This window comes from Variovorax sp. OV329 (assembly GCF_900114785.1).
Classification (GTDB): domain Bacteria; phylum Pseudomonadota; class Gammaproteobacteria; order Burkholderiales; family Burkholderiaceae_C; genus Variovorax.
The window spans coordinates 86,553-108,223 of sequence record NZ_FOUG01000014.1 but is presented as its reverse complement, the minus strand read 5'-3'; the positions used below and the strand labels follow the sequence as shown (position 1 = coordinate 108,223).

The window sequence follows — 21,671 nt, the reverse complement described above, 5'->3', positions numbered from 1 at the left end:
GCTCCCTGTCTTCTTGACGGCAGGCTCAATCGAGAAGGACGAGAAAACTCACATGATTCTGGTGACTGGCGGTGCAGGCTTCATCGGCGCCAACTTCGTGCTGGACTGGGTAGCTGAACAGCAGGAGGGCGTGGTCAATCTCGACAAGCTGACCTACGCCGGCAACCTCGAGACGCTGGCCTCCCTGAAGGACAACGCGGCGCACGTTTTCGTGCAGGGTGACATCGGCGACAGCGCGCTGGTCGACCGGCTACTGGCCGAGCACCAGCCGCGTGCGGTCGTGAACTTCGCGGCCGAGTCGCATGTGGACCGGTCCATTCACGGCCCCGAGGACTTCGTGCAGACCAACGTAGTGGGCACCTTCCGCCTGCTGGAAAGCGTGCGCGGCTATTGGAACGCCCTGTCGGCCGACCGCAAGGCCGCCTTCCGGATCCTGCACGTGTCGACCGACGAGGTCTACGGTTCGCTCAAGCCTTCCGATCCGGCCTTCACCGAAGAGAGCAAGTACGAGCCCAACAGCCCCTACTCCGCCAGCAAGGCGGCCAGTGACCATCTGGTGCGCGCGTGGCACCACACCTATGGCCTGCCGGTGGTCACCACCAATTGCTCCAACAACTACGGGCCTTTCCATTTTCCCGAGAAGCTTATCCCGCTGATGATCGTGAACGCCCTGGCCGGCAAGCCGTTGCCCGTGTATGGCGACGGCATGCAGGTGAGGGACTGGCTTTACGTGAAGGATCATTGCAGCGCGATTCGCCGCGTGCTCGAACGGGGGCAACTAGGCGAGACCTACAACGTGGGTGGCTGGAACGAGAAGCCGAACATCGAGATCGTGAAGACCGTGTGTGCGCTGCTCGACGAGTTGGAGCCGCGAGCTGACGGCAAGCCCTACGCGCAGCAGATCACCTACGTGACCGACCGGCCTGGCCACGACCGGCGCTACGCCATCGACGCTCGCAAGCTGGAACGTGAGTTGGGGTGGAAGCCGGCCGAGACTTTCGATACCGGCATCCGTAAGACGGTGCAGTGGTACTTGGCCAATGGCGAATGGGTACGCAATGTGCAGAGCGGGGCATACCTCGAGTGGGTCCACAAGCAGTACGCGACGACGGCTGGAGCGGGTGCGGCATGAAGCTTCTGCTGCTGGGCAAGGGCGGGCAGGTGGGTTGGGAACTGCAGCGCAGCCTAGCGCCGCTGGGTGAACTGGTCGCGCTGGACCACGACAGCACCGAGAAACACGCGGACTTCAGCACGCCTGAGGCGCTTGCGGAAACCGTGCGCGAGGTCCGGCCTCAGGTGATCGTGAATGCGGCAGCGCACACTGCAGTTGACAAGGCGGAGAGCGAGCCGGAGCTCGCGCGCAAGCTCAATGCCACTGCACCCGGCGTGCTTGCGGCGGCAGCGCAGGAGGTGGGTGCCTGGATGGTCCACTTCTCGACCGACTATGTCTTCGACGGCAGCGGCAGCATGCCTTGGCGCGAAGACGATGCGACCGGCCCGTTGAGCGTGTATGGGCAGACCAAGCTCGAAGGCGAGCAGCTTGTTGCGCTGCACTGCGAGCGCCACCTGATCTTTCGCACCAGCTGGGTCTACGCGGCGCGAGGCGGCAACTTCGCCAAGACCATGCTGCGCTTGGCCAAGGAGCGCAATCGCCTGCTGGTGATTGACGACCAGTTCGGGGCGCCCACTGGCGCCGAACTTTTGGCGGATGTCACAGCGCACGCGATTCGAGAGGCACTGCGAGACCCGGCAAAGGCCGGCATGTACCACCTGGCCGCGGCGGGAGAGACCACCTGGAACGGCTATGCGCGATTCGTCCTGGCGCAGGCGCGTGCTGTCGGGGTGGAGCTCAAGGCCACTGCGGTGGATGCCGTGCCCACTAGCGCTTTCCCGACCCTGGCCCGCAGACCGCACAACTCTCGCCTCTCCACCGAGAAACTGCGGCAAACCTTTGGCCTGACCCTGCCGCATTGGCAGACAGGCGTGGCACGCATGCTGAGCGAAACGCTTGGATGACGGCGACTCCATCTAGAACGAAGACAACGTCATGAGCAATCCACAACGCAGGGGCATCATCCTGGCCGGCGGCACCGGCACCCGGCTTCACCCGGCCACGCTGGCGATCAGCAAGCAGTTGCTGCCGGTGTACGACAAGCCGATGATCTACTACCCGCTGAGCACTCTGATGCTCGCGGGAATGCGCGACATCCTGATCATCAGCACGCCGCAGGACACGCCTCGCTTCCAGCAGTTGTTGGGCGATGGCAGCCGGTGGGGGATCCACTTGCAGTACGCGGTCCAGCCCAGCCCTGATGGGCTGGCGCAGGCCTTCATCATCGGCGACAGCTTCATCGGAAGCAGCCCGAGCGCGCTGGTGCTCGGCGACAACATCTTTTATGGCCATGACCTGTCGCCGCTCCTCAAGGCCGCGGACGGCGAGGCGGGGGGCGCCACTGTGTTCGCCTACCACGTGCAGGACCCGGAGCGCTACGGCGTGGTGGAGTTCGACGTCCGGGGCCAGGCCAGGAGCATCGAGGAGAAGCCGGCCAAGCCCAAGAGCAGCTACGCCGTGACGGGGCTGTACTTCTACGACAACCAGGTGGTCGACATCGCCAAGGCGGTCAAGCCCAGCGCGCGCGGAGAGCTCGAGATCACCGCGGTGAACCAAGCCTATCTGGACAAGCGACAGCTGAAAGTGCAGATCATGAAGCGCGGCTTTGCCTGGCTGGACACCGGCACGCATGAGAGCCTGCTGGAAGCGGGGCAGTTCATTGCCACGCTGGAGCACCGGCAGGGGTTGAAGATCGCCTGCCCGGAGGAGATCGCTTGGCGCAATGGCTACATTGACGACGAACAGCTGGGTAAGTTGGCGCAGCCATTGTTGAAGAACGAGTACGGCCGGTACCTGATGCGAATCCTGGGGGAGGAACTGCACTCGTGAAAGTCACGCCCACGTCGATCCCGGAGGTGCTGATCCTCGAGCCGAAAGTCTTCGGCGACGAGCGCGGTTTCTTCATGGAGAGCTACAACAAGAAGGCGTTCGACGAGGCGGTAGGTCAGCGCGTCGAGTTCGTGCAGGACAACCATTCGCGCTCAGCAAAGGGGGTTCTTCGCGGACTGCACTATCAGATCGAGGAGCCTCAAGGAAAACTCGTACGGGTATCGCTCGGGTCAGTCATCGATGTCGCCGTTGATCTTCGGAAGTCTTCGCCGACATTCGGGAAATGGGTCGCGGTGGAGCTGGCGGCGTCGACTCATCGCCAATTGTGGATTCCCGAGGGCTTTGCCCATGGGTTCTTAGTCCTTAGCGAGTTTGCCGATTTTCAGTACAAGACCACGCGGTTCTATGCGCCTTCCCTGGAGCGCGTTCTCGCATGGAACGACCCGGCTCTCTCGATCGATTGGCCAGACCTGGGTACGCCGTATCGTTTGTCTGACAAGGATTCGGATGGGGTAATGCTGAAGGATGTCCAGTTGTTTCCGTAGTAGCTCTTTAATCTTTACACCCGCATTCAAAAATAATCACGTAGCACAATCAAATGAATCTTCGCGAAGCTGCAAAAAAGTATATTCGTTTCCTCGCCGGACTGCCTTTCGTGGGGCGTTTTGTCCGGATCCTGGGGGCGGCGTGGCGAGGGCCGCAGACGAGAGTCGAGTTGGCCGAAATGCGGGGAGCATTGAATGAGATTTCCCGCAGAATTGAAGGCCTAAATGCTCGCGAACACCTTCGCGAGGTCGTGGATGGCTATGGCGCGGCGATCCGTGGAATGGAAATGTCGCTGAGGCGCCACGAGATCGCTTTTGGCACCATTCGAGGCTCGCTGAATGGCGAAATTCTTGGCCATGTTCGTGCCGACATTCAGCCGCTACAGGAAAAGCTCGTCGAATTCGCACACCGCTCAGATGAGCTCGTTTCGGAAAATAGCAAAGCGAACGAAAGGCTCAAATGGCTGAGTGCCGACAACGACAATCTTCGATCTCGGCTTGAATTCATCAGAAAAGAAATGATGTTCGAGTTGAGAAGGCAACTTCGAAGTACAGGCGAGACAAAGAGCACGTTCGACGGCCCAAGGTTCCTGAATAAGGAGCGGATTGCCGCTCTGCATCCTCTCAAGCTTAATCTGGGATGCGGCCACATTACCAAACCGGACCACGTGAATGTCGACTACCGAGAACTGCCTGGTGTCGACCTGGTTTCGGACGTTGCGGCGCTGCCTTTTGACGCGTCGTCTGTGAGCGCCATCTATGCCGCCCACCTGGTCGAACACTTCACATTGCAGTCGCTCAAGGATTCGGTACTTCCGCATTGGATTAGTCTCCTGGAGGCTGGCGGTAGCCTCACTCTCATTGCACCGAATTCTCAAGCCATGATCGAAGGTTACATGGGGGGTGAATTCACTTTTAAGGAGCTCAGGGAGGTCACGTTTGGTGGGCAGGAGTACGAGGGAGATTTCCATTTCACGATGCTTACGCCCGAGGCAGCTTCCAATCTTTTGCGAGAAGTCGGCTTTCAGCACGTTGAGATCATGGCGTCGTCCCGGCGGAATGGGGATTGCTATGAATTTGAACTCTACGCAAAAAAATAATCCGGATCCATAGGGGGAAAAAATGAGAATTTCTCTGGTCATCAATACCTTGAATCGAATGCACACGCTGCCAACAACTATGGAGGCGCTGAAATTTCTGCGCTACCCTGAGCTGGAGGTGGTTGTGGTGGACGGCCCCAGTACGGATGGGACGATGGAGTACCTTCTGGAAAACTGGAAGGGGAAAGTGAAGATCTGCAAGTGTGAGGAGGCAAACCTCAGCAAGTCCAGAAATGTCGGCATCAAGAATGCCGTGGGCGACATCGTATGTTTTACGGATGACGATGGCGTCCCGGAGCCCGATTGGCTGGACCGCCTTGTCACCGCCTATGAAGACCCGCGGGTAGGGGCTGCTGGCGGCTGGGTGAGAAACCATACCGGTGTGGACTACCAGACCAAGTACATCGTCAGCAGCCGGGATTCCACGTCGGAGGTCTTGATCGAATGCGCGGACGACGTTCCCGACTCCAGACCGGCTGGCGATAAATTCCCGGGACTGATCGGCGTGAACTCGTCCTTTCGCCGAAGCGCATTGATCGATGTTGGGGGGTTTGACGAGGCCTACGCGTATTTCCTGGATGAAACCGACGTGCTTGCTCGCATGGTCGATGCAGGCTACCGAGTCGCGATGATCCCGGATGCGGAAGTGCATCACAAGTATGCGTCAAGTCACATCCGAACGCAGAGCGGCAATGTGAAGTCGTGGCTCCAGATCATCGCCAGCACTTCGTACTACATCGTGCGCAATGCTGCTCCGACCACCAAGCTCCTGCACAGCATGGAGAAGATTGCGTCGCAGAAAAAGAATCTGATGAGGCATACGGATTGGTATCTGTCTGAAAAGATGATTGATACCGCGCGGCACGCCGAGCTTCTCGCGGAGATCGAGGCGGGATTCCAGAAGGGGGTGCTTGAAGCGTTCGAATACCCGTGCCGCCGCTTGATCGGCCCGCACGACCACGTGCCCTGGCAGCCGTTTGCAGGCTTGCTGCCTGCCCGGGAGCGGCTCCGAATCGCTCTGGTCACGCCGCTATACCCTCCACGTCCTTGTGGTGGAGTTGCGGTGTTCATGAATAGCTTGGCTGAGCGCCTTGCAAGCTTCGGCCATGAGGTGACCGTCATCACCCAGGCAGAGCCAGGCCGACACCATACGGTCGACTTCGAGTCAGGGGTTTGGGTTCACCGCCTCCCTGACACCGATCCGTCTCTCCCCAGCACATGCCCGGATTCGATGCCCGACATGCCCGGGAGCCTCAAGCTTGCATCTGGGCGGATTCTGGCGGAGATCGACAGAGTCAATGCGCGCAGAAAGATCCAGTTTGTCATTGGCGCGATCTGGGATCTCGACATGGCCGCCGTCATCGCCTCGAAGCGCTACGCGACCGGCGTGTACCTGGTAACGAGCTACAAGCTCATGGAAGATTCGAAGCCAGAGTGGAAGGCAAACAAGGAGTTCTATGAGGCGCACGTCAAGAAGATGATTCGCGCCGAAGCCTGGGCGCTGGGGCATTCGACTCGCATCTTCGCGAGCACGCAGGCAATCTTGCGAGACACTGAGCAGGCCTATGGGATCGAGGTAGACGCCGACCGCCTGAGCGTGCTTCCTTTTGGCGTACAGGAGCCTTCGCCGTTGATTGCGGAAGCATCGCTGAAGGACGGGTTCGTCAACATTCTCTTCGTCGGCAGGTTCGAGCGAAGAAAAGGTGCGGACCTGTTCCTTGATTGCCTGCCTGAACTGTTCGAGAAGTTCAAAGAGATTCGAATCACTTGCATCGGAGACAACACGATTCCGGCGGAAGGTGGCCTCACCTACTTCGAGATCTTCCAGAATCGATATCACGACAGCCAATGGTTCGACCGAATCACCTTCCTCGGGCATGTGGACAACGGAACGCTCGAGCAGGCTTATGCAGAGTGCGATATCTTTGTTGCTCCCAGTCGCTATGAGAGTTTCGGCCTGATTTATCTTGAGGCGATGCGCTTTGGCAAGGCGTGCATCGGGTGCGACGTTGGCGGGATTCCTGAAGTAGTCGAAAGCGGCAAGACTGGATTGCTTGTACCGCCTGGAGATCGCGACGCACTCTATGCAGCGATTGCACGACTGGTCGAGGACGCGGAACTGAGAGCAAGACTCGGTGAAGCTGGGCGTCAACGCTATGGCGAGCGGTTCACCACCGAAAAATTCGCCAATGAATTCGCTCTCGAGGTGACCCGAACGCTCGGCGCGACCGTGGCTGGATAGCAAGCGTGCGACTCAGGAAGTCGCGCCGGTAAGGTGGCAGATCAAGGAGTATTGGATGGATCGAGAAACTTTCGCGATACGGCAAGCGAAGATGACTTCGCAATGGTACGAGGGCGTCAGGGCGCGTGAGGGCGATGTCAACTCATACATCGAGCGGCGACATGACGCTTACCTCGATCGCTGGAAGGAGGCGATCCGATTCATGCCAACGGGAGCCCGCGTTCTCGACGTGGGCGGCGGGAATCTTTTTCCTCGCCTTCTGACGCTCTTGAAGAGCCTTGATTTCGACTATCACTATCGTGACGTCGACCCTTCGGCAGTCGCCGGGTCCAAGCGACTGGCTGAAGAGTTCGGCTTCAATCCTGAAAAGCTCTCTGAAGGATTCAATGATCGCTTCGAGTTTGAGTCGAACTCGTTCGACTGCATTTTCTCGAGCCATTGTGTCGAGCATTCCTTCGACCTCCATTCCACGCTTTCGGAGTTCAATCGAATGCTGGTTCCCGGGGGACAGTTGCTGGTCGCGATTCCTCTAGGGTGGGAAGAAAATCCCGAGCATCCTTATTTCTTCACGCCGGATCAGTGGATCTCGTTGCTGGAAGACGCCGGATTCGAGATCCGAGTCGCGCAGACAGGCCGGGAGTACCCTGAGCAGGGTTGCGACCTTTTCCTGGCTGCGAGAAAGGTTGGGGAATGCGCACCTCAGTTCAGGCTCGATACGGCAGTCCACACCAAGCAGTCGTACGAGTTTGTGCGATTCGACGACCCGTCCATCAAATACACGGGGAGTGCGCAGCCAGCTGCTGGCGAGAGCGGAATGCACCTGCGAGGCGCTGATTGGCGCATCGAGATCTCCCCGAAGAAGCCGTGGAGGTACATGCTCCCGGTCTTCGTCAATCATCAATGGTCAGCGAAGGTCCTGCTCGAGAGTGAAGGGGTCCGCTCGTTTCATGACCTGTTTTCCTGGTTCCACTATGTTCAACCGTGCATTCACGATGGACTTCAGCTGATGCAAGGTGACTGCACTGTTGTGCCCGTTGGTCGTAACGATGCGTCGAAGTCGACCGAAGGGGTCTTGCTGGGATACATGTTCAAGTAGCGCCCACTGAGAAGGGAGTGATGCGACCCAGTTGTCTCTTGAAATTCGTAGGCGAGCCTGGGACGGGCGAGCCTCTTGACTTGCTGGGGGCCAAGACCTCGATGGGCGAGCCCTTCGAGGGATGGCTTGTCAACAAGTCGCGAAAAGTCGTGGGTCGTGTCAGCGAATTCAAGCCCGACTTCGCGCACTTCGAGCCGCCGTCGGACCTCCCGATGGGCCCCCCCGTTGAGGCGGAGTTTCGGCCAAAGAGGCGGTTCACAAACGCGCTCGATCGACGATTTCTCTACCAGGGAGAGTGGAGCACGGTCGATGGCTTCCTGAGGGTAGCGTCCGCTAGATCCGAAGATCAACGGGTCTCGATAGCGTCGGACGCCGCGCGAGTCGATTTGCACTTCCATTCGCATCAATGGTCCGGGCTTGGCCGTTTGTCGGTGAAGGATGGGCCATCGATCGAGGTGGACCTTATTTCCGACGAGGGCGCTTCACGAAGGCTTGTTCGAATAGACAATCCGGTTGCCGGCCGTGCGATGTCAATACTCGTGGTCCCATTGGGCACCCGGAACACGAGGTCCAACGACTGTCAGTTGATCGTCGAGGGAATGATGGAGCACCTCGTCGAGAAGCAACTACCGACATACGCCAAAGCAGGGGCTTGAACCGAGGAGCCTCGGTCTTCGATGCAGGCCTCCTAAAGATTGCTGCGCGGGGTAAAGCAGGGGTAACTTGAGGCGTAACTGCTGTAGGAGACATCCGACAGCGCGAGCCTAGAATGAGGCGTAAATTTGAAATCGGCACTGCATGTCTCAGTTAGAAGACGACGAGTACCGTCGCAGGGCCCGCGAGATCTGCACAGCTGAAAATCACCCCGAGCACGCGGTCGAAGCCCTGCGGATGCAGCTGATCCACCATGATTTCTTCATGGAGCACCAGCCGTTGAACCGGCAGATCTCGAGCATCCTGGCCAAGGCCGTGCCGCAATACGAACGCCAGGCTGACGGCACCTTCGCGATGCAGGTTACAGAATCATCTCGGAGCACCAGGAGCAGGTGGACGAGCTGCGCGGGCAGATCGATCAACTGGTCGAGAAGTACGCCGCGATCGCCGTCTCCTGACCCGGGATCTCATCAAAAAGGATGAGGGGAAAGCCCGCAGAGGCCGGTGCACAGCCTGTGGTTACCATGGTTAGGTCATCGGAGGCTGACCTGATGAGCAAGTGGATCCTGCAACCGCATCACATTGACAACGCGCGCCTGTATGCAGACCGGCAGGACATGATCCCGCACCTGGGCATCGAGCGCGGTGGCACCATCGCCGAGATCGGCGTGGCCCATGGCGACTTTTCGGAGTTCCTGATGCATCAGCTCATGCCCGAGAAATTCTACGCCGTGGACCTGTTCCACATGCACGAGTTTCCCCAGCACTGGGGCATCCCAACCGAGCAGCTGCTCAAGGGCATGACCCACGAGCAGTTCTACCGCCACCGCTTTCAGGCCAGGAACATCCTGGTGGAGGCCGGCTGGAGCCATGAGGCCCTGCCCCGCCTGCCAGATGACGCCTTCGACTTCATCTATGTGGACGCGGGCCACGACTACGAGGCGGTGCGCAAGGACGCCGAGGTGGCAAACCGCAAGCTCAAGGCCAATGGTGTCATTGTGTTCAACGACTACACCTGCTACGACCACCTGGCCAACGTGCCCTATGGCGTGGTCGATGCCGTCAACGAGATGGTGTGCGCCGGCGGCTGGAAGGTCATAGGGTTCGCGCTGCAGGACTCGATGTTCTGCGACATTGCGCTGCGCCGGGCTTAGAGGCTCAGTGCTCGGGCGGCTTGGCCAGCACCGCCGCCCTGCACTTGCAGGACCCCACGGGCCAAAGGAAGCACAGGGACCGCATGGTATAAAAGTGCGGAGCGGACGCAACCGCGAATGGCGGCTCGCAAATGCCTGGCTCTATGTAAGAGGCCTTGACTATCAAGGCCTTTTTTCTTTTTCTTGGCACCTACTTCGACTCACCTGATGCAAAGGGCGAACAGATGAGCACTGTCTACGACGACGAGTTCTACGACCGGCAAAGCCAAGGGAGCTTGGCATCAGCCGAGATCATTCTGAGGAAGGTCTTCGACCTACTGCCCGCTGAGTCGGTCATCGACGTGGGTTGCGGCGTCGCGCCGTGGCTCCTCACGGCCCTCGGATTGGGAGCGACGCGCGGACTTGGCGTCGATGGGAACTATGTGGACCCTGCCCGCCTACTCGTCGATCCGGCACTCTTTCAGGCCTGCAATCTTGAAGAGAACAACCTTCTCGATGCAATCTCTGACCCAAAGAAATTCGACCTCGTGATCTGTGTCGAAGTTGCCGAGCATCTCTCCGACGGGCGCGCACCCGGCTTTATTGCGGAGCTTTGCGCGCTGGGTGATCTCGTCCTTTTCTCGGCTGCGATTCCTGAGCAGGGTGGGGCCAATCACATCAACGAGCAATGGCCTACCTACTGGGCGAGTCATTTCGCGACTCATGGCTTCGATTGCTTCGACGTGCTGCGCAAGACAATCTGGGGGGAAAGCCGCTGCGAGTGGTGGTATGTGCAGAACTCGATGATGTTCTCAAGACGAGGTAGTGATGCACACCGACGGCTCGTCGGTGTTGAGCAGCCGACCGCCGTCCCACAATCGCTCGTCCATCCTCGTATGCTGACCCACACGCGGTTCTACTTGCAAGAGCAGATCAGCCAACTTGAGAAGCTTGCGCACTACCAGCCGTTCGGAAGAGACGAGGCCATTCGCGCTTTGGAGGCTCGCACGGACACCATGCGCCAATTGGCGCTGGAAAGGCAGAATGAGGTCAACATCCTCAATGGGCAGTTGGCAGCCTCACAGGCTGAAACAGCGGCGGTGATAGCATCCAAGGCTGAACTGCAGAACCGCCTCGCAGCAGTTCTGGCATCAACGTCCTGGCGAATCACCAAGCCGATGCGATGGCTGGCTCGGAGCCTAAGGTCCGCCAGCAAGTCTTCAACGCCATGACGTAATTTCGGCAGCCAATCTATCGAACTCCTGCGTATCCATGCGAGTCCAACGACATGCGTCCGGATGGTGGCGCTCGGGCAAATAGAACTGCGCAAAGCTCCAGCCGGCCCCGGCTGCTTGACGTTCATAGCGCTTCATCTTTTCGATGCGCTCTTCCGTCGATCGAAGCATCCAGTCGAAGTGCACGAAATATGCACTCGAAGGTGCATCCGCAAAGGCCTTGACGGCGAACCCAGGCGTGTGGATTGCGTCGGTCCACTCCACCTGCGAAGGCTTGAAGCCCCGCCATTGGGGATTAAGGTAGGTGGGATCATTCTGGTGGAAGTAATAGTGCTCCCCGCGCGAGTAGCACAGCCTGCCGTCCCTCATCATCACGTCGCGCCGCGAGAATGCGATCGAGGGCTCACGGACGCCACGAATGCTCTCGTCCAACCATCTGACTAGAGCCATGCTTGGCAGTTCGTCGTCATCGAATCGGATGATCCACTCAGAGGATGCCTCTTGCTGAGCGAACGCCAGCATGCTTTCCACGCGATCAGCCTGTGGCGTCACTTGACGAATATCTGCGCCCATCTGCTTCAAGGTCTGGACGGTGGAGTCGCGGCTTCGGCTGTCTACCAAGTACAGCGGTCGTAGCCCCATGGCTTGGTAGTGCGCACAAAATGCACCGATCCACTTGGCGCTGTCGCGAGTCGGAACAACAATCGTGTAGTGCTTCAAGTAGTGCCTTCTGATCGCCCGACGCTCGGGTTACTTGAGCCATTCTCGTTGATGACGGCATCCTGTAAAACCCATAAGGCATCCAAGAGGATTTCAATGGGAGGAAAACTGGTTGGGTGGTAACCCCACTCGATCTGACTTCTCATCCGTGGAATCGGACAATTTCTTTCGGGGGGAGGGTTTTGAATCGCCCCGAAACCATCTGCCACTGTAGGGAGCAGCGGGTCGCGAGTTCGAATCCCGCCGCCCCGATCAATGAATCAACAAGTTAGCTCTGTTCACTCAACTCTAGATCACATGAGCAGGCTGCCGGCCGATGCCTTGGTCCTGGACATAGGCGGAGGGCGTCGGCAACTGAAGACCCGCGCTACGTGAATCTCGAGTACGCCAACTGCGACGAGGCGGATATTTGGAGCGACGGCCAGGCGCTGCCATTCAGGTCGTGCAGCGTGGACCTCGTCTATTGCACTGGTGTGCTCGAACATGTTCCGGATCCCATGTGCGCGGCGCGGGAAATCCATCGCGTCCTGAAGAAAGGCGGGCGAGTCCTGGCCTGTGTTCCGTTCCTACAACCCCTGCACAACGAGCCGCAGCACTTCTTCAATGCTTCTTGCTTCGGGATGGAAAAGCTGTTCGAGTTGTTCCCCGACAAGCTCATCTGGTCAGGCGGCGATTTTGAAGGGACCGTCAGCTGGATTGCGCAGGCAGCTGGGATTGAGGCTCGGGCCAATCCAGAAGACTGGCAAAACTTCTGCGCGTTGATGCGCAAGTTTGATAGCCTTTTGCCAAGGGAACGTCTCAAGTATGTCGCGTCAGTGAATTGGGTCGACGCGGTGAAGCATTGACCTTAGACCCTATTTGGGCGCTGCTCGAAGGATTGGAGCACTTCAATCAACGTCTCCTCGAGGGTAAAGGTCTTCAAGTCCTCGCCGGCCTCGTCGAGCAAGAGTCGCAACTTGTCGGAACTGCCGTACAGACTGTGCACTTCATTTGCCCGAACGAAGGCCGGATCCACGACGAGTTGAAGGGAATGTCCCGTCAGGCGCGCGAAGGTATCGATGACAGTGCGAAGGTCGTGAGGACGTCCGGAGCACACGTTGTATATCTCTCCGGCTTGGCCCAGCGACAGAAGCTTCAGGTACGCCTCGCACACCATGCGAACGTCGTTGAACTCTCTTTTGACATCTAGGTTGCCCAAGGAAATCGATGCCGAACGCTGAGCGAAGTGCTTTGCCAACTTTGGGATGAGGAAGTCCTCGCTCTGCCCCGGCCCGGTGTAGTTGAACGGGCGCATGATGACGATGTCCAACTGTCCCATGTAAGTGCGCGCTAGTTGTTCCATTGCCAGCTTGCTCATCGCATAGTGGTTGACCGGAGAAGGGGCCTCCGTCTCGACAATGGGCGACTGCTCGCAGTTTCCGTAGATGTTGGCGCTGCTCGCCAGCAGCACTTTCCTCGGCTTCCGGGGCAGCCGTTTCAGTGCATCCAGAAGGTTGGTCGTTCCGACAACGTTCACCGCGTAGAACGCTTCGTTGTGTTCATGGCCAACGAAGGCGATGGCAGCGAGATGAACAACTGCTTCCGGCTGGACCTGCAGAACGTCAGCAACCAGCGCCTTGGGGTCGGTAAGATCCGAGCGTAGCGCCACCACCTCGTGGCCAGCGTTCTTGGCCAGGTCTGCGAATGGGCGTCCGGTAAAGCCGTCCGCCCCGGTCAAGAGAATCTTCAAAACGAAAACCCTTGCGTGTTGCGGCGCATGTCTGCCTCCACCATCATCTGGCAGAGTTCCTCAAGTGTGGTCTTGGGTTCCCAACCAAGCTTGGCTCTGGCCTTCTCAGGATTTCCGATCAGCAGTTCGACTTCGGCCGGCCGATAGAACTTCGGGTTGATGCGCATTACGGTCTTGCCGCTGGCGGTATCCACAGCCGATTCAGCCTCTTCGCGACCTTGGAATTGCAGATCAATGCCGGCTGCCTTGAAGGCCATGCGCACGAAATCGCGAACGGTCTCGGTGCGATTGGTGGCCAGCACGAACGTGTCGGGTTCATCGGCCTGCAGCATGCGCCACATGCCTTCCACGTACTCCTTCGCAAAGCCCCAGTCCCGCTTCGCGTCCAGGTTGCCGAGCTCCAGTACGTCCAGTTTGCCCAGCTTGATCTTCGCCACGCTGTCGGTGATCTTGCGGGTCACGAACTCCCGGCCGCGCAGCGGGCTCTCGTGATTGAACAGAATGCCGCTCGATCCGAAGATTTGATAGCTCTCGCGGTAGTTGACGGTGATCCAGTGGGCGTAGAGCTTGGCAACACCATAGGGGCTTCGAGGGTAGAACGGTGTGTCTTCCACCTGGGGCACGGCTTGCACTTTGCCAAACATCTCGGAGGTGCTGGCCTGATAGAAGCGAATCTGCGGATTGATCAGACGGATTGCCTCGAGCAGATGCAGCGCTCCGATGGCAGTGATCTGCGCAGTGGTCGAGGGCTGATCGAAGCTGACGCCAACAAAGCTTTGTGCCGCAAGGTTGTAGACCTCGTCGGGCGCCGCTTCCTTGATCAGGCCGATCGAGCTCCCGAGGTCTGTCAAATCATATTCAATCAGATGCAGGTCAGGATGGTTCTGGATGCCCAACTCTTCAATGCGCCAGAAGTTGACCGAACTGGTCCGGCGGTAGGTGCCGTAAACCACGTACCCCTTGTTCAAGAGAAGTTCGGCCAAGTAAGCCCCGTCCTGACCTGTGATGCCAGTCACGACTGCGCGCTTCGATGTCATTTAATCCTCGCTATTCATTGGTGGGTTTAATGCTGCAATTTCGCTGGCTGCCTGCGGGCGAAACGACGAATTTTGCCTGACTGACCAGTTGCATCCGAAAATGTCGCTGCACGCCGCAGAATCCCGGTCGCTGCTAAGGACATGCCGTCAACCCGCCGACACGATCCGACCGTGTTCGAGGTGAATCACCCTGTTGCATTCCTTGGCGATGAGTTCCGGCGAATGCGATGCCAGCACCAAGATGCCCGCACTGGACACCACGTCCTTCATGCGCTGCTCGGCCTTCTCGGTGAATTCCGCATCGCCCACCGAGAGCCACTCGTCCATCAGCAGGATGTCCGCCTGCACGCTCGTAGAGATCGAGAAGGCCAGGCGCATCATCATGCCGGTGGAGTAGGTGCGGACCGGCATGTTGATGTAGTCGCCCAGGCCGCTGAATTCGATGATGCCCGGGGTGAGTTCATCGATCTGCTTCTTGCTCAGGCCCATCACGAGGCCGCGCAACATGATGTTCTCGACGCCGTTGGCATCGCCTTCGATGCCCAGCGATGGATCGATCAGGCTGGACACACTGCCGCTGCGCGCGAAGTTGCCGACCGAGGGCTCGTATACGCCAGCGAGCGTGCGCAGCAGCGTCGACTTGCCGGCTCCGTTGTGGCCGATCAGGCCGAGCCGGTCGCCGGCCTTGAGTTCCAGGTTGATGTCGGACAGCGCCTGCACGACGTTGACGCCGGTCTCCCTGCCGAAGCGCCCGCCGGTGACCGAGGCGGCCAGCGTCTTCTTCAGCGAGTTGGCGCCCGCACCATAGATGGGAAAGTTGACTCCGACGTTCTTCAGAGAAATGTAGGCCATGGTGGAATCAGAGCCAGTAGACCACCCGGCGGCGGTATTTCGAGAACAACCAGCTTGCTGCAGCCAGGTTGACGACGGTCCAGATCAGGATGCCCGTCCAGTTGTGGATATCGGGAAGGTTGCCCATTAGTGGCGCGCGCAGCAGATCAAGCATCTGCGCGAGCGGATTCCACAGGATGTACCTTCCGCGGCCCGGCAGGCTCTCGGGCAGCCAGAAAACCGGGGTCAGGAACATCAGCATCTGCATGATGCTGGTCACGATCTGTGCGACATCTCGATAGCGGGTGCAGACAAGGCCCAGCACCAGGCCGAGCATGTGCGCATTGATCAGAAACAATGCGAACGCCGGGAGGAACAGTAGCGCATGCATCTTCAGCGAGATGCCGGCCCAGATAGCCACCGGGATGTAGAGGACGATGTGGTGCGCGAACTGGATCAGGTTGCGCGCCATCGCGCGCCACACGAACAGGCTGATAGGAAAGTAGCCTTGCTTCAGATAGTTGCCCGAGTTGATGAACGCATTGCACGAGTCCATCACGATGCTGCTGAAGAAGGTCCAAAAGATGATCCCGAGCGCCAGGTGCGGGAAGAATTTGGACAGCTCGGTGCCGAAAAGCGCGCTGTACAACGGTCCCATGCCGCCGACCATGGCGCCCATGCTCAGGGTGAGCCACAGCGGCCCCAGCATGGAGCGCCGATAGCGCAAGACGATGTCGAACCAGGCCAGGGTCCACCAGATGTCCGTGCGGCGGGTGCCTTCCCACCAGTCGCCCCATGCTGTGCGGTGAAGGTTGGAGTGAGCGATCTCGGTCATGCGCGTCCGTAGGTGTCTGCCAATCGGACGATGTCGTCCTCGCCCAGGTAGTTGCCGCACTGGACCTCGATCAGGACGAGGGTTTCATGGCCGATGTTGGTGAGACGATGCTTTTCCTTCAAGGGGATATAGCGGTACTGGCCCGGCAAGGTTTCGTGCTCCTGCTCCCCGATCTGCACCAGCCCCTTGCCCTGGACGACCACCCAGTGCTCGGCGCGCTGGTGGTGGTATTGCAGGGACAGCGACTGGCCCGGCTTGACCGTGATGCGCTTGACCTTGTAGCCATCCTCCTCCTTCAGCGAGGCATAGGTGCCCCAGGGGCGATGGACGGTGGCAGGAAGCTCGGTGACCTCGGCGTGGCGTGCCTTCAGGGCGCTCACCACCCGCTTGATGTCCTGCGAAGAGGATTTGTTGCACACGAGCAGCGCATCGGGCGTATCCACGATGACGAGGTCGCGGACGCCGACGGTCGCCACGGTCTTGGGCCCGTGGCTTTCCACCTGAACGTGCGTACCGGTGGTGTTGATCGCGATCACGTCGCGGTCGAAGGTGTTGCCGCTCGAGTCGGCCACCTGGGCATCGGCCACGGCGGGCCACGATCCGACGTCGCTCCAGCCGAACTTGGCCGGCACGACGAGCACGTTGTCGGCCCGCTCCAGTACGGCGTAGTCGATGCTGATGTCAGGCTGCAAACCAAAGCTGTGTGCGTCGAAGCTGACGTTGTCGCCCTGGCTCTTGGCGTTGCCTATGGTGTGTCGCGCGGTCTTGAGCACGTCGGGGGCAAAGCGCTCCAAGGCCGCAAGGATGGCCTTGGCGGTGAACGCGAACATGCCACTGTTCCAGTAGTAGCGTCCGGTGGCCAAGAAGGATTGGGCCGTGCGCAGGTCGGGCTTCTCGACGAAGCGCTTGACCGGCTGGCTCTCGCGCGCAACCTGCTCCACTTCGACGTAGCCGAATCCGGTCTCGGGGCCGGTGGGGCTGATCCCGAAGAGCACCAGCGAACCCTTTTCCGCGAGGCGGAACGCTTCGCTTGCGCTGGCCACGAAGGCCTCGACGTCAGGAATCAATTGGTCGGCCGGCAGGACCAGCATCACCGTGTCCTCTCCGAAACGCTTGGCGCATTCGAGGGCCGCCAGTGCGATCGCAGGCGCTGTGTTGCGACCCTTGGGCTCCAGCAGGAAGGAGCAGGCCGGCGGATCTGGCATCTGGTCGATAACGTCCCGCGTCAGGAACAGGTGATCCTTGTTGGTCACCACCATCAGGTCACCGCTTCCGCAGGCTTGCCCGCGCTCGACGGCTTGCTGTAGCAGGGTGGAGTCGCCGATCTTCATGAACGGCTTGGGGAACGTCTGTCGCGACGCTGGCCACAGCCGGGTCCCGGACCCACCCGAAAGCACTACCGAAAGCAAACGCATGCAGATCCTCTTTTTTCAAGTACTACGCCGGATTTTACGGGGCTCATCCGTAACGAGATGTCCCCAGCCCGGGTGAGTCCGCGACCTATGTGATCCGCAGCGCCTGCTTGAACTGTTCGGCGCTCTCCCGCCAGGACAAGTAGCGGGTGGAAGCTGGCCGGCGGTCCGCGAGCCAATTGGCGGCCACGTGCGCCAGGCTGTCTGGATCGCCCCCGAAATAGGTTGCGCCGTCGCCGCCCACCTCGCGGAACACCGGAATGTCCCGCGCAAGCACGGGAAGGCCGCGCTGCGCAGCCTCAATGATCGGAAGGCCGAACCCTTCGCCCTCCGACGCCGCGATCAGGCAGGACGCCGCCGCATAGAGTCGGTCGAGCATCGCATCGTCGGCGCGCTCGATCCAGAACAGTTGCTTGCCAAGCCGGGGATGCGCCTTCAGCGTCTTGACCAGCGCATCGACCATCCAGCCTTCCCGGCCGACAAGGACAAGGTTGACGTCAAGGCCGCGGGCCCACAGGCGGTCGAAGGCGTCGAGAACGAGGGCATAGCCCTTCCGAGGCTCGATGGTCCCGACCATCAGGAAGGTCGGCCGGCTGGCTACCGCGGCCTGCAGCTTGGCGTCCCAGTCCGACTCCTGCTTTTCCCGCTTGGGCAGGTCGTCCACGCCCAGATGAAATGCCCCGATGGCGAAGCCGGGACGGGGCCGACCGGCGCGCTCGTCCGTCGCCACCCAGTGGCGCAACTCATCGGCAACCGAGCGCGAAATGCACAAGGCGCCGTCGTTCTCGGCCACCACGCCGAGCCACTTCGCATGCAGTTCTTCGGCGCCATTCATGAAACGGTCGGGCAGCAGGATCGGCAGCAGGTCGTACACCACGAATTCGACTCGGACGCCGCGCTGGCGCATCCGCCGGTAGAACGCACGCTGCGCCAGGACGATTCGCGGCTCCAGGTCCAGGCCGACAAAGAGGTCGCCCGCGCGGGCATCAATCGGTAGGTCGACCAGGATGGTGCGGGGGCAGCCGAGGAACTCGAGCGTGAACTGCCGCGCATACCGGTAACCGAGCTCGCCCCGAACGGCATAGACCGGCTCGACGCGAAATCCCGCGGGCGGAGATTCGAGCAACTCGCGCAGAAGTCCCTTGACCACGCTCTGGATTCCGGTCGATGCATCACGCTGGACCAGTTCAGAGACGTCGACGAGCAGCTGCCTGGCCGGAGCCGGCAGCGGCAGGCTGTCGGCAATCGCCTGTGCGACCACTGGCGCGTCACCGGCGGTGGCGGTATCGGGACTCGATTCCCAGTCGGCCCGGATCGCGGACACCAGCCCATCGCGGCCACCGGCGGCGCGTGCCGCCGACATCTCGATGGCTTCGAAGTACCTGCGCGCGCACTCGGCAGGGGTGTGATTGAACTCGATGAGTTGCCGCCCACGGGCCGCGAGCTCGGACCGCGCCAGCGGTTCCGACCAGAGGGTGATCAGCGCCTGCGTCAGTTGCTCTTTCGAGAACTCCTCCGGCAACTTCCACACAGCGCTGTCGGGCAAGTCGGCCATCGAGCCGCTGGCATTCACGATCGTCGCCACGCCATGGCTCAGCGTGTCTAGCACGGTCGCCGAGGTCTCGCCACGGGACTGGGTTCGCAATTGCACCGCCAGGTCGGAGGCCGCGAGGTACTTCTCGAACATCTCGTTGCTCGCCCATCCCGTGATCCGAATGCTGCCCTCGGCGGCCGATGCAAGGGCTTGCGCCACTTCCTTACCGTAGGGGCCGGCGTCGTTGTTGCCGACGAACACCAGATGGCACTTCGCCGATCTCGATAGCGGGGAGGCTTGCCATGCCTCGATCAGCCGCAGGCTCAGCTTGGTGGCGCCGATGATGCCGAACGTGCACACCATGAAGTCGTCGTCCGCCAGGCCCAACTCCGCGCGAAGGCGAACACGGGCATGCGCGTCCACTTGTTTGAGCGTGCGCGGGAGGGGGACCATGGCCCAATGTCGGGATACGTCAGGGGCAAACCACTTGCGGGCGAGGTCGATGGCGTGGAGGGAATGGACTACCACGCCCTGTGCCAGAGCGAGGACGTCGAAGCTGGCCGGGTACTTGAAAAGGACTTTGGCAGCGCCGTCCTGGGATGCAAATCGCTCCGCGAGCGGTGCATAGCCGTGCGATGCGTACAGGGACTGCACCCATGCCAGAGGATTCTTGCGCTTGTCCTCGAGGTACGACTGCAGTCCGCTGAGAAAGAAGTCGTGCTGCACCACCACGCCGGGGACTTCCGCCAGCAGTTCGAACATGTGCTGGTGGAATTCCGAGTTTCCGAAGTGATAGAGCACGCGATCGAATTGACGCGGGTTCTCGCGAAACCATGCGGTGGAACGTACCGGGAAGTTCGCCGACAGCATGCCGTCGTCCACCGCGGGCAAGTCACTGATCAATTCGATGTCGTAGTACTTGGCCAGGTAGGGGACCAGTTCCGCGCTGTAGTTGGCGATGCCGCTGCGCTCCGGCGGGAGCGGCGAGACATAGGCCAGGCGCGGCCGCACGCCCTGCAGGCTGAGCTGTGGCGCCTCGATTTCCAGGTCCTTCAGGCGCTCGAGTCCGTCTAGTGCCTTCTGCGCCGATTGGCGCCAGCTGAATTTCCTGGCTTGCGTCAGCGCGTGCTTGCACAGGTCATTGCGAAATGCCTCGTCCGTCAGCCCCTGCCCGATCTTGATGGCCATGGCCTTCGGATCGTGCGGATCGAACAGGGCGTCGCTGCGGCCGATCACTTCTGGGACGCTCGAGGTGTTCGCGCCCAAAACCACGGCGCCACAGTTCATCGCTTCCAGCGCGGGCAGGCCGAATCCTTCGTGCCAGGACGGGAAGACAAAGAGGTGGCACAGGTTGTAGAGCGTCACGAGATCGTCGTCGGGGACGAATCCGGTGACGACCACATCGCCGTCGGCGAGGCCCTCGGCACGCGCGAGATCCAGCAGGGTCTGCTTGTCCTGGCTGCGCGCTGAGCAGACGATGGCCAGTTGGTAGTTCTCGCGCAACGTCGCAGGCAGCAGGGCAAAGGCACGGATCAGCCCTTCGATGTTCTTGCGCAGGTCGATCCCGCCCGTGTACATGACGAAGGGGCGCTGGAGGCCATATTGCTGGCGAAGGTCCTGCGCTCTCTGCGCCGGAACGTCTTCGATCCGGAACTGTGGATCTGCCGCCGTCGACACGTTGATACAGCGCAGCGGATCCAGGCCCAGATACCGGATGCCCTCCTGGCGAGAGGATTCGGAGATGGCAAACCACATGTCCGCGCGCCGCAGCGCGGCTACCTTGCGCAGATACCACTCGCGTACCGGGGCATTGTCGAGGTAGGGCTTGGCGTTGATCAGCGGAATGAGGTCGTACAGCACAGTGGCGGTTCGAAGCCGCGCGAAGGCGCCGATGCTCGTGACGGCCGCATCGCTCAAACCTTCGAACAGGCTGGCAATGAGGACCACGTCCGGCTCGAGGCTGGCCAGGAAGCCCTCATAGAGCTTCTCGTTGGCGCGCCTGCCGCCGGCGCTGGCGAGCTGGCCGTAGGCGGGTGGATTCCAGACGCGGAAGTTGTGCGGCTCAACCAGTCCCGCGAATCGCTGCCTGATTTCCTCGATGGCTTCGTCGAATTGGCCGTTGAGCGCGAAGATCAATTCGTGCCTGGATCGTGCCAGTTCGGCGATGCCAAGCGAAAGGGCATTGGTGTAGCGGCCGATGCCGCGATTCCGGCTGCCGCTGGACTGCGCGCCTTGCAGATCAATGACGATGCGCATTTCAGGGGTTCCTGGGCGCTTTAGGATGCAGGCGTCGCAGAACGGCCTGGGCAGCTGGCGAGAGATCGCTGGGGCCAGAAGCTCGACGCACGTTCGCCGCGTCGAACGGGTTCACCGCCGCGCGCATGCGGCGGTCCAGGCCGGGAAACCGCTTGACGCTGTCGACTAGGATTTTCTTGAGTGCCGGAATCTTGACGGCGATCCGGGCGCCGATGCGGATCGCGGCCTTCGTCTTGTTCTTTGCCGCTGACTTCAGGCTTGCCAGCGCATCGCGGAAGGTGGGGGTCTGTATCATTTTGTCGTCGTCGGCCCCGCACGAACGCAGGGCCTGTTTGCTCGCGCTCATTCTATGGGTGCGGCCCGGGGCGGGG

19 protein-coding genes and 1 pseudogene are annotated in these 21,671 nt (G+C 60.4%); 12 read left to right on the top strand and 8 right to left on the bottom strand.

The window, feature by feature from the left end; genetic code table 11:
- Positions 1-52 precede the first annotated feature (52 nt).
- From rfbB to BM345_RS21330, 11 genes are all read left to right on the top strand, one after another.
- Positions 53-1,132: a dTDP-glucose 4,6-dehydratase gene (gene rfbB / locus BM345_RS21375; RefSeq protein ID WP_093383357.1), complete on the top strand. Its 1,080-nt coding sequence runs from the start codon at positions 53-55 to the stop codon at positions 1,130-1,132.
- Positions 1,129-2,016 carry a dTDP-4-dehydrorhamnose reductase gene (gene rfbD, locus BM345_RS21370; RefSeq protein WP_093383354.1) on the top strand — a complete coding sequence of 296 codons (888 nt, stop codon included), beginning with the start codon at positions 1,129-1,131 and terminating at the stop codon, positions 2,014-2,016. Before rfbB ends, rfbD begins: the two co-directional genes overlap by 4 nt.
- A 31-nt stretch (positions 2,017-2,047) precedes the next feature.
- A complete protein-coding gene (gene rfbA / locus BM345_RS21365) occupies positions 2,048-2,941 on the top strand; it encodes a glucose-1-phosphate thymidylyltransferase RfbA (RefSeq protein ID WP_093383351.1) in 894 nt (297 codons plus the stop codon).
- Positions 2,938-3,486: a dTDP-4-dehydrorhamnose 3,5-epimerase gene (rfbC, locus tag BM345_RS21360; protein WP_093383348.1), complete on the top strand. Its 549-nt coding sequence runs from the start codon at positions 2,938-2,940 to the stop codon at positions 3,484-3,486. The genes rfbA and rfbC overlap by 4 nt, the downstream gene beginning before the upstream one ends.
- A 53-nt stretch (positions 3,487-3,539) precedes the next feature.
- A complete protein-coding gene (locus BM345_RS29790; protein WP_139237577.1) occupies positions 3,540-4,586 on the top strand; it encodes a class I SAM-dependent methyltransferase in 1,047 nt (348 codons plus the stop codon).
- Positions 4,587-4,608: 22 nt separating this feature from the next.
- On the top strand, positions 4,609-6,828 hold the full coding sequence (locus BM345_RS21350) for a glycosyltransferase (protein WP_093383343.1): 2,220 nt from the start codon (positions 4,609-4,611) through the stop codon (positions 6,826-6,828).
- A 55-nt stretch (positions 6,829-6,883) separates the two neighbouring features.
- A complete protein-coding gene (locus tag BM345_RS21345) occupies positions 6,884-7,924 on the top strand; it encodes a class I SAM-dependent methyltransferase (RefSeq protein WP_093383340.1) in 1,041 nt (346 codons plus the stop codon).
- Between the two features lie 38 nt (positions 7,925-7,962).
- Positions 7,963-8,580 carry a hypothetical protein gene (locus BM345_RS21340; protein WP_139237576.1) on the top strand — a complete coding sequence of 206 codons (618 nt, stop codon included), beginning with the start codon at positions 7,963-7,965 and terminating at the stop codon, positions 8,578-8,580.
- Between the two features lie 142 nt (positions 8,581-8,722).
- Positions 8,723-9,061, top strand: coding sequence for a hypothetical protein (locus BM345_RS29785; protein WP_139237575.1), 339 nt, complete (start codon positions 8,723-8,725; stop codon positions 9,059-9,061).
- A gap of 68 nt (positions 9,062-9,129) precedes the next feature.
- A complete protein-coding gene (locus tag BM345_RS21335) occupies positions 9,130-9,732 on the top strand; it encodes a class I SAM-dependent methyltransferase (protein WP_175545103.1) in 603 nt (200 codons plus the stop codon).
- Positions 9,733-9,887: 155 nt separating this feature from the next.
- Positions 9,888-10,943 carry a class I SAM-dependent methyltransferase gene (locus BM345_RS21330; protein ID WP_093383334.1) on the top strand — a complete coding sequence of 352 codons (1,056 nt, stop codon included), beginning with the start codon at positions 9,888-9,890 and terminating at the stop codon, positions 10,941-10,943.
- Here the strand turns inward: BM345_RS21330 and BM345_RS21325 are convergent.
- Positions 10,932-11,666, bottom strand: coding sequence for a glycosyltransferase family 2 protein (locus BM345_RS21325; protein WP_175545102.1), 735 nt, complete (start codon positions 11,664-11,666; stop codon positions 10,932-10,934). The genes BM345_RS21330 and BM345_RS21325 overlap by 12 nt on opposite strands.
- Positions 11,667-12,016: 350 nt before the next feature.
- Between BM345_RS21325 and BM345_RS21320 the strand changes: the two are divergent.
- Positions 12,017-12,511, top strand: a pseudogene (locus BM345_RS21320) (methyltransferase domain-containing protein); the annotation flags it as partial.
- Positions 12,512-12,513: 2 nt separating this feature from the next.
- On the opposite strand, the gene BM345_RS21315 reads toward BM345_RS21320, so the two are convergent.
- The 7 genes from BM345_RS21315 to BM345_RS21285 form a co-directional block, all read right to left on the bottom strand.
- A complete protein-coding gene (locus BM345_RS21315) occupies positions 12,514-13,395 on the bottom strand; it encodes an NAD-dependent epimerase/dehydratase family protein (protein WP_093383325.1) in 882 nt (293 codons plus the stop codon).
- On the bottom strand, positions 13,392-14,432 hold the full coding sequence (gene gmd, locus BM345_RS21310; protein ID WP_093383322.1) for a GDP-mannose 4,6-dehydratase: 1,041 nt from the start codon (positions 14,430-14,432) through the stop codon (positions 13,392-13,394). The genes BM345_RS21315 and gmd overlap by 4 nt, the downstream gene beginning before the upstream one ends.
- A 147-nt stretch (positions 14,433-14,579) precedes the next feature.
- A complete protein-coding gene (locus BM345_RS21305; protein WP_093383319.1) occupies positions 14,580-15,284 on the bottom strand; it encodes an ABC transporter ATP-binding protein in 705 nt (234 codons plus the stop codon).
- 7 nt (positions 15,285-15,291) lie between these two features.
- Positions 15,292-16,098 (bottom strand): ABC transporter permease, encoded by an 807-nt coding sequence (locus BM345_RS21300; RefSeq protein WP_093383316.1) that lies wholly within the window; start codon positions 16,096-16,098, stop codon positions 15,292-15,294.
- Positions 16,095-17,513 (bottom strand): mannose-1-phosphate guanylyltransferase/mannose-6-phosphate isomerase, encoded by a 1,419-nt coding sequence (locus BM345_RS21295; RefSeq protein ID WP_093383314.1) that lies wholly within the window; start codon positions 17,511-17,513, stop codon positions 16,095-16,097. The genes BM345_RS21300 and BM345_RS21295 overlap by 4 nt, the downstream gene beginning before the upstream one ends.
- 85 nt (positions 17,514-17,598) lie before the next feature.
- Positions 17,599-21,300 carry a glycosyltransferase gene (locus BM345_RS21290; RefSeq protein WP_093383312.1) on the bottom strand — a complete coding sequence of 1,234 codons (3,702 nt, stop codon included), beginning with the start codon at positions 21,298-21,300 and terminating at the stop codon, positions 17,599-17,601.
- Position 21,301: 1 nt separating this feature from the next.
- A complete protein-coding gene (locus BM345_RS21285; protein WP_093383310.1) occupies positions 21,302-21,646 on the bottom strand; it encodes a hypothetical protein in 345 nt (114 codons plus the stop codon).
- Positions 21,647-21,671: the final 25 nt, after the last annotated feature.

Excerpts from the sequence above, each read along its gene's own strand:
- BM345_RS21350 (WP_093383343.1), top strand. The coding sequence starts at position 4,609 with ATGAGAATTTCTCTGGTCATCAATACCTTGAATCGAATGCACACGCTG.
- BM345_RS21285 (WP_093383310.1), bottom strand. The coding sequence starts at position 21,646 with ATGAGCGCGAGCAAACAGGCCCTGCGTTCGTGCGGGGCCGACGACGAC.
- BM345_RS21335 (WP_175545103.1), top strand. The coding sequence starts at position 9,130 with ATGAGCAAGTGGATCCTGCAACCGCATCACATTGACAACGCGCGCCTG.
- BM345_RS21295 (WP_093383314.1), bottom strand. The coding sequence starts at position 17,513 with ATGCGTTTGCTTTCGGTAGTGCTTTCGGGTGGGTCCGGGACCCGGCTG.
- BM345_RS21300 (WP_093383316.1), bottom strand. The coding sequence starts at position 16,098 with ATGACCGAGATCGCTCACTCCAACCTTCACCGCACAGCATGGGGCGAC.
- BM345_RS29785 (WP_139237575.1), top strand. The coding sequence starts at position 8,723 with ATGTCTCAGTTAGAAGACGACGAGTACCGTCGCAGGGCCCGCGAGATC.
- rfbA (WP_093383351.1), top strand. The coding sequence starts at position 2,048 with ATGAGCAATCCACAACGCAGGGGCATCATCCTGGCCGGCGGCACCGGC.
- BM345_RS21345 (WP_093383340.1), top strand. The coding sequence starts at position 6,884 with ATGGATCGAGAAACTTTCGCGATACGGCAAGCGAAGATGACTTCGCAA.
- rfbD (WP_093383354.1), top strand. The coding sequence starts at position 1,129 with ATGAAGCTTCTGCTGCTGGGCAAGGGCGGGCAGGTGGGTTGGGAACTG.
- BM345_RS29790 (WP_139237577.1), top strand. The coding sequence starts at position 3,540 with ATGAATCTTCGCGAAGCTGCAAAAAAGTATATTCGTTTCCTCGCCGGA.
- BM345_RS21290 (WP_093383312.1), bottom strand. The coding sequence starts at position 21,300 with ATGCGCATCGTCATTGATCTGCAAGGCGCGCAGTCCAGCGGCAGCCGG.
- gmd (WP_093383322.1), bottom strand. The coding sequence starts at position 14,432 with ATGACATCGAAGCGCGCAGTCGTGACTGGCATCACAGGTCAGGACGGG.
- rfbB (WP_093383357.1), top strand. The coding sequence starts at position 53 with ATGATTCTGGTGACTGGCGGTGCAGGCTTCATCGGCGCCAACTTCGTG.
- BM345_RS21305 (WP_093383319.1), bottom strand. The coding sequence starts at position 15,284 with ATGGCCTACATTTCTCTGAAGAACGTCGGAGTCAACTTTCCCATCTAT.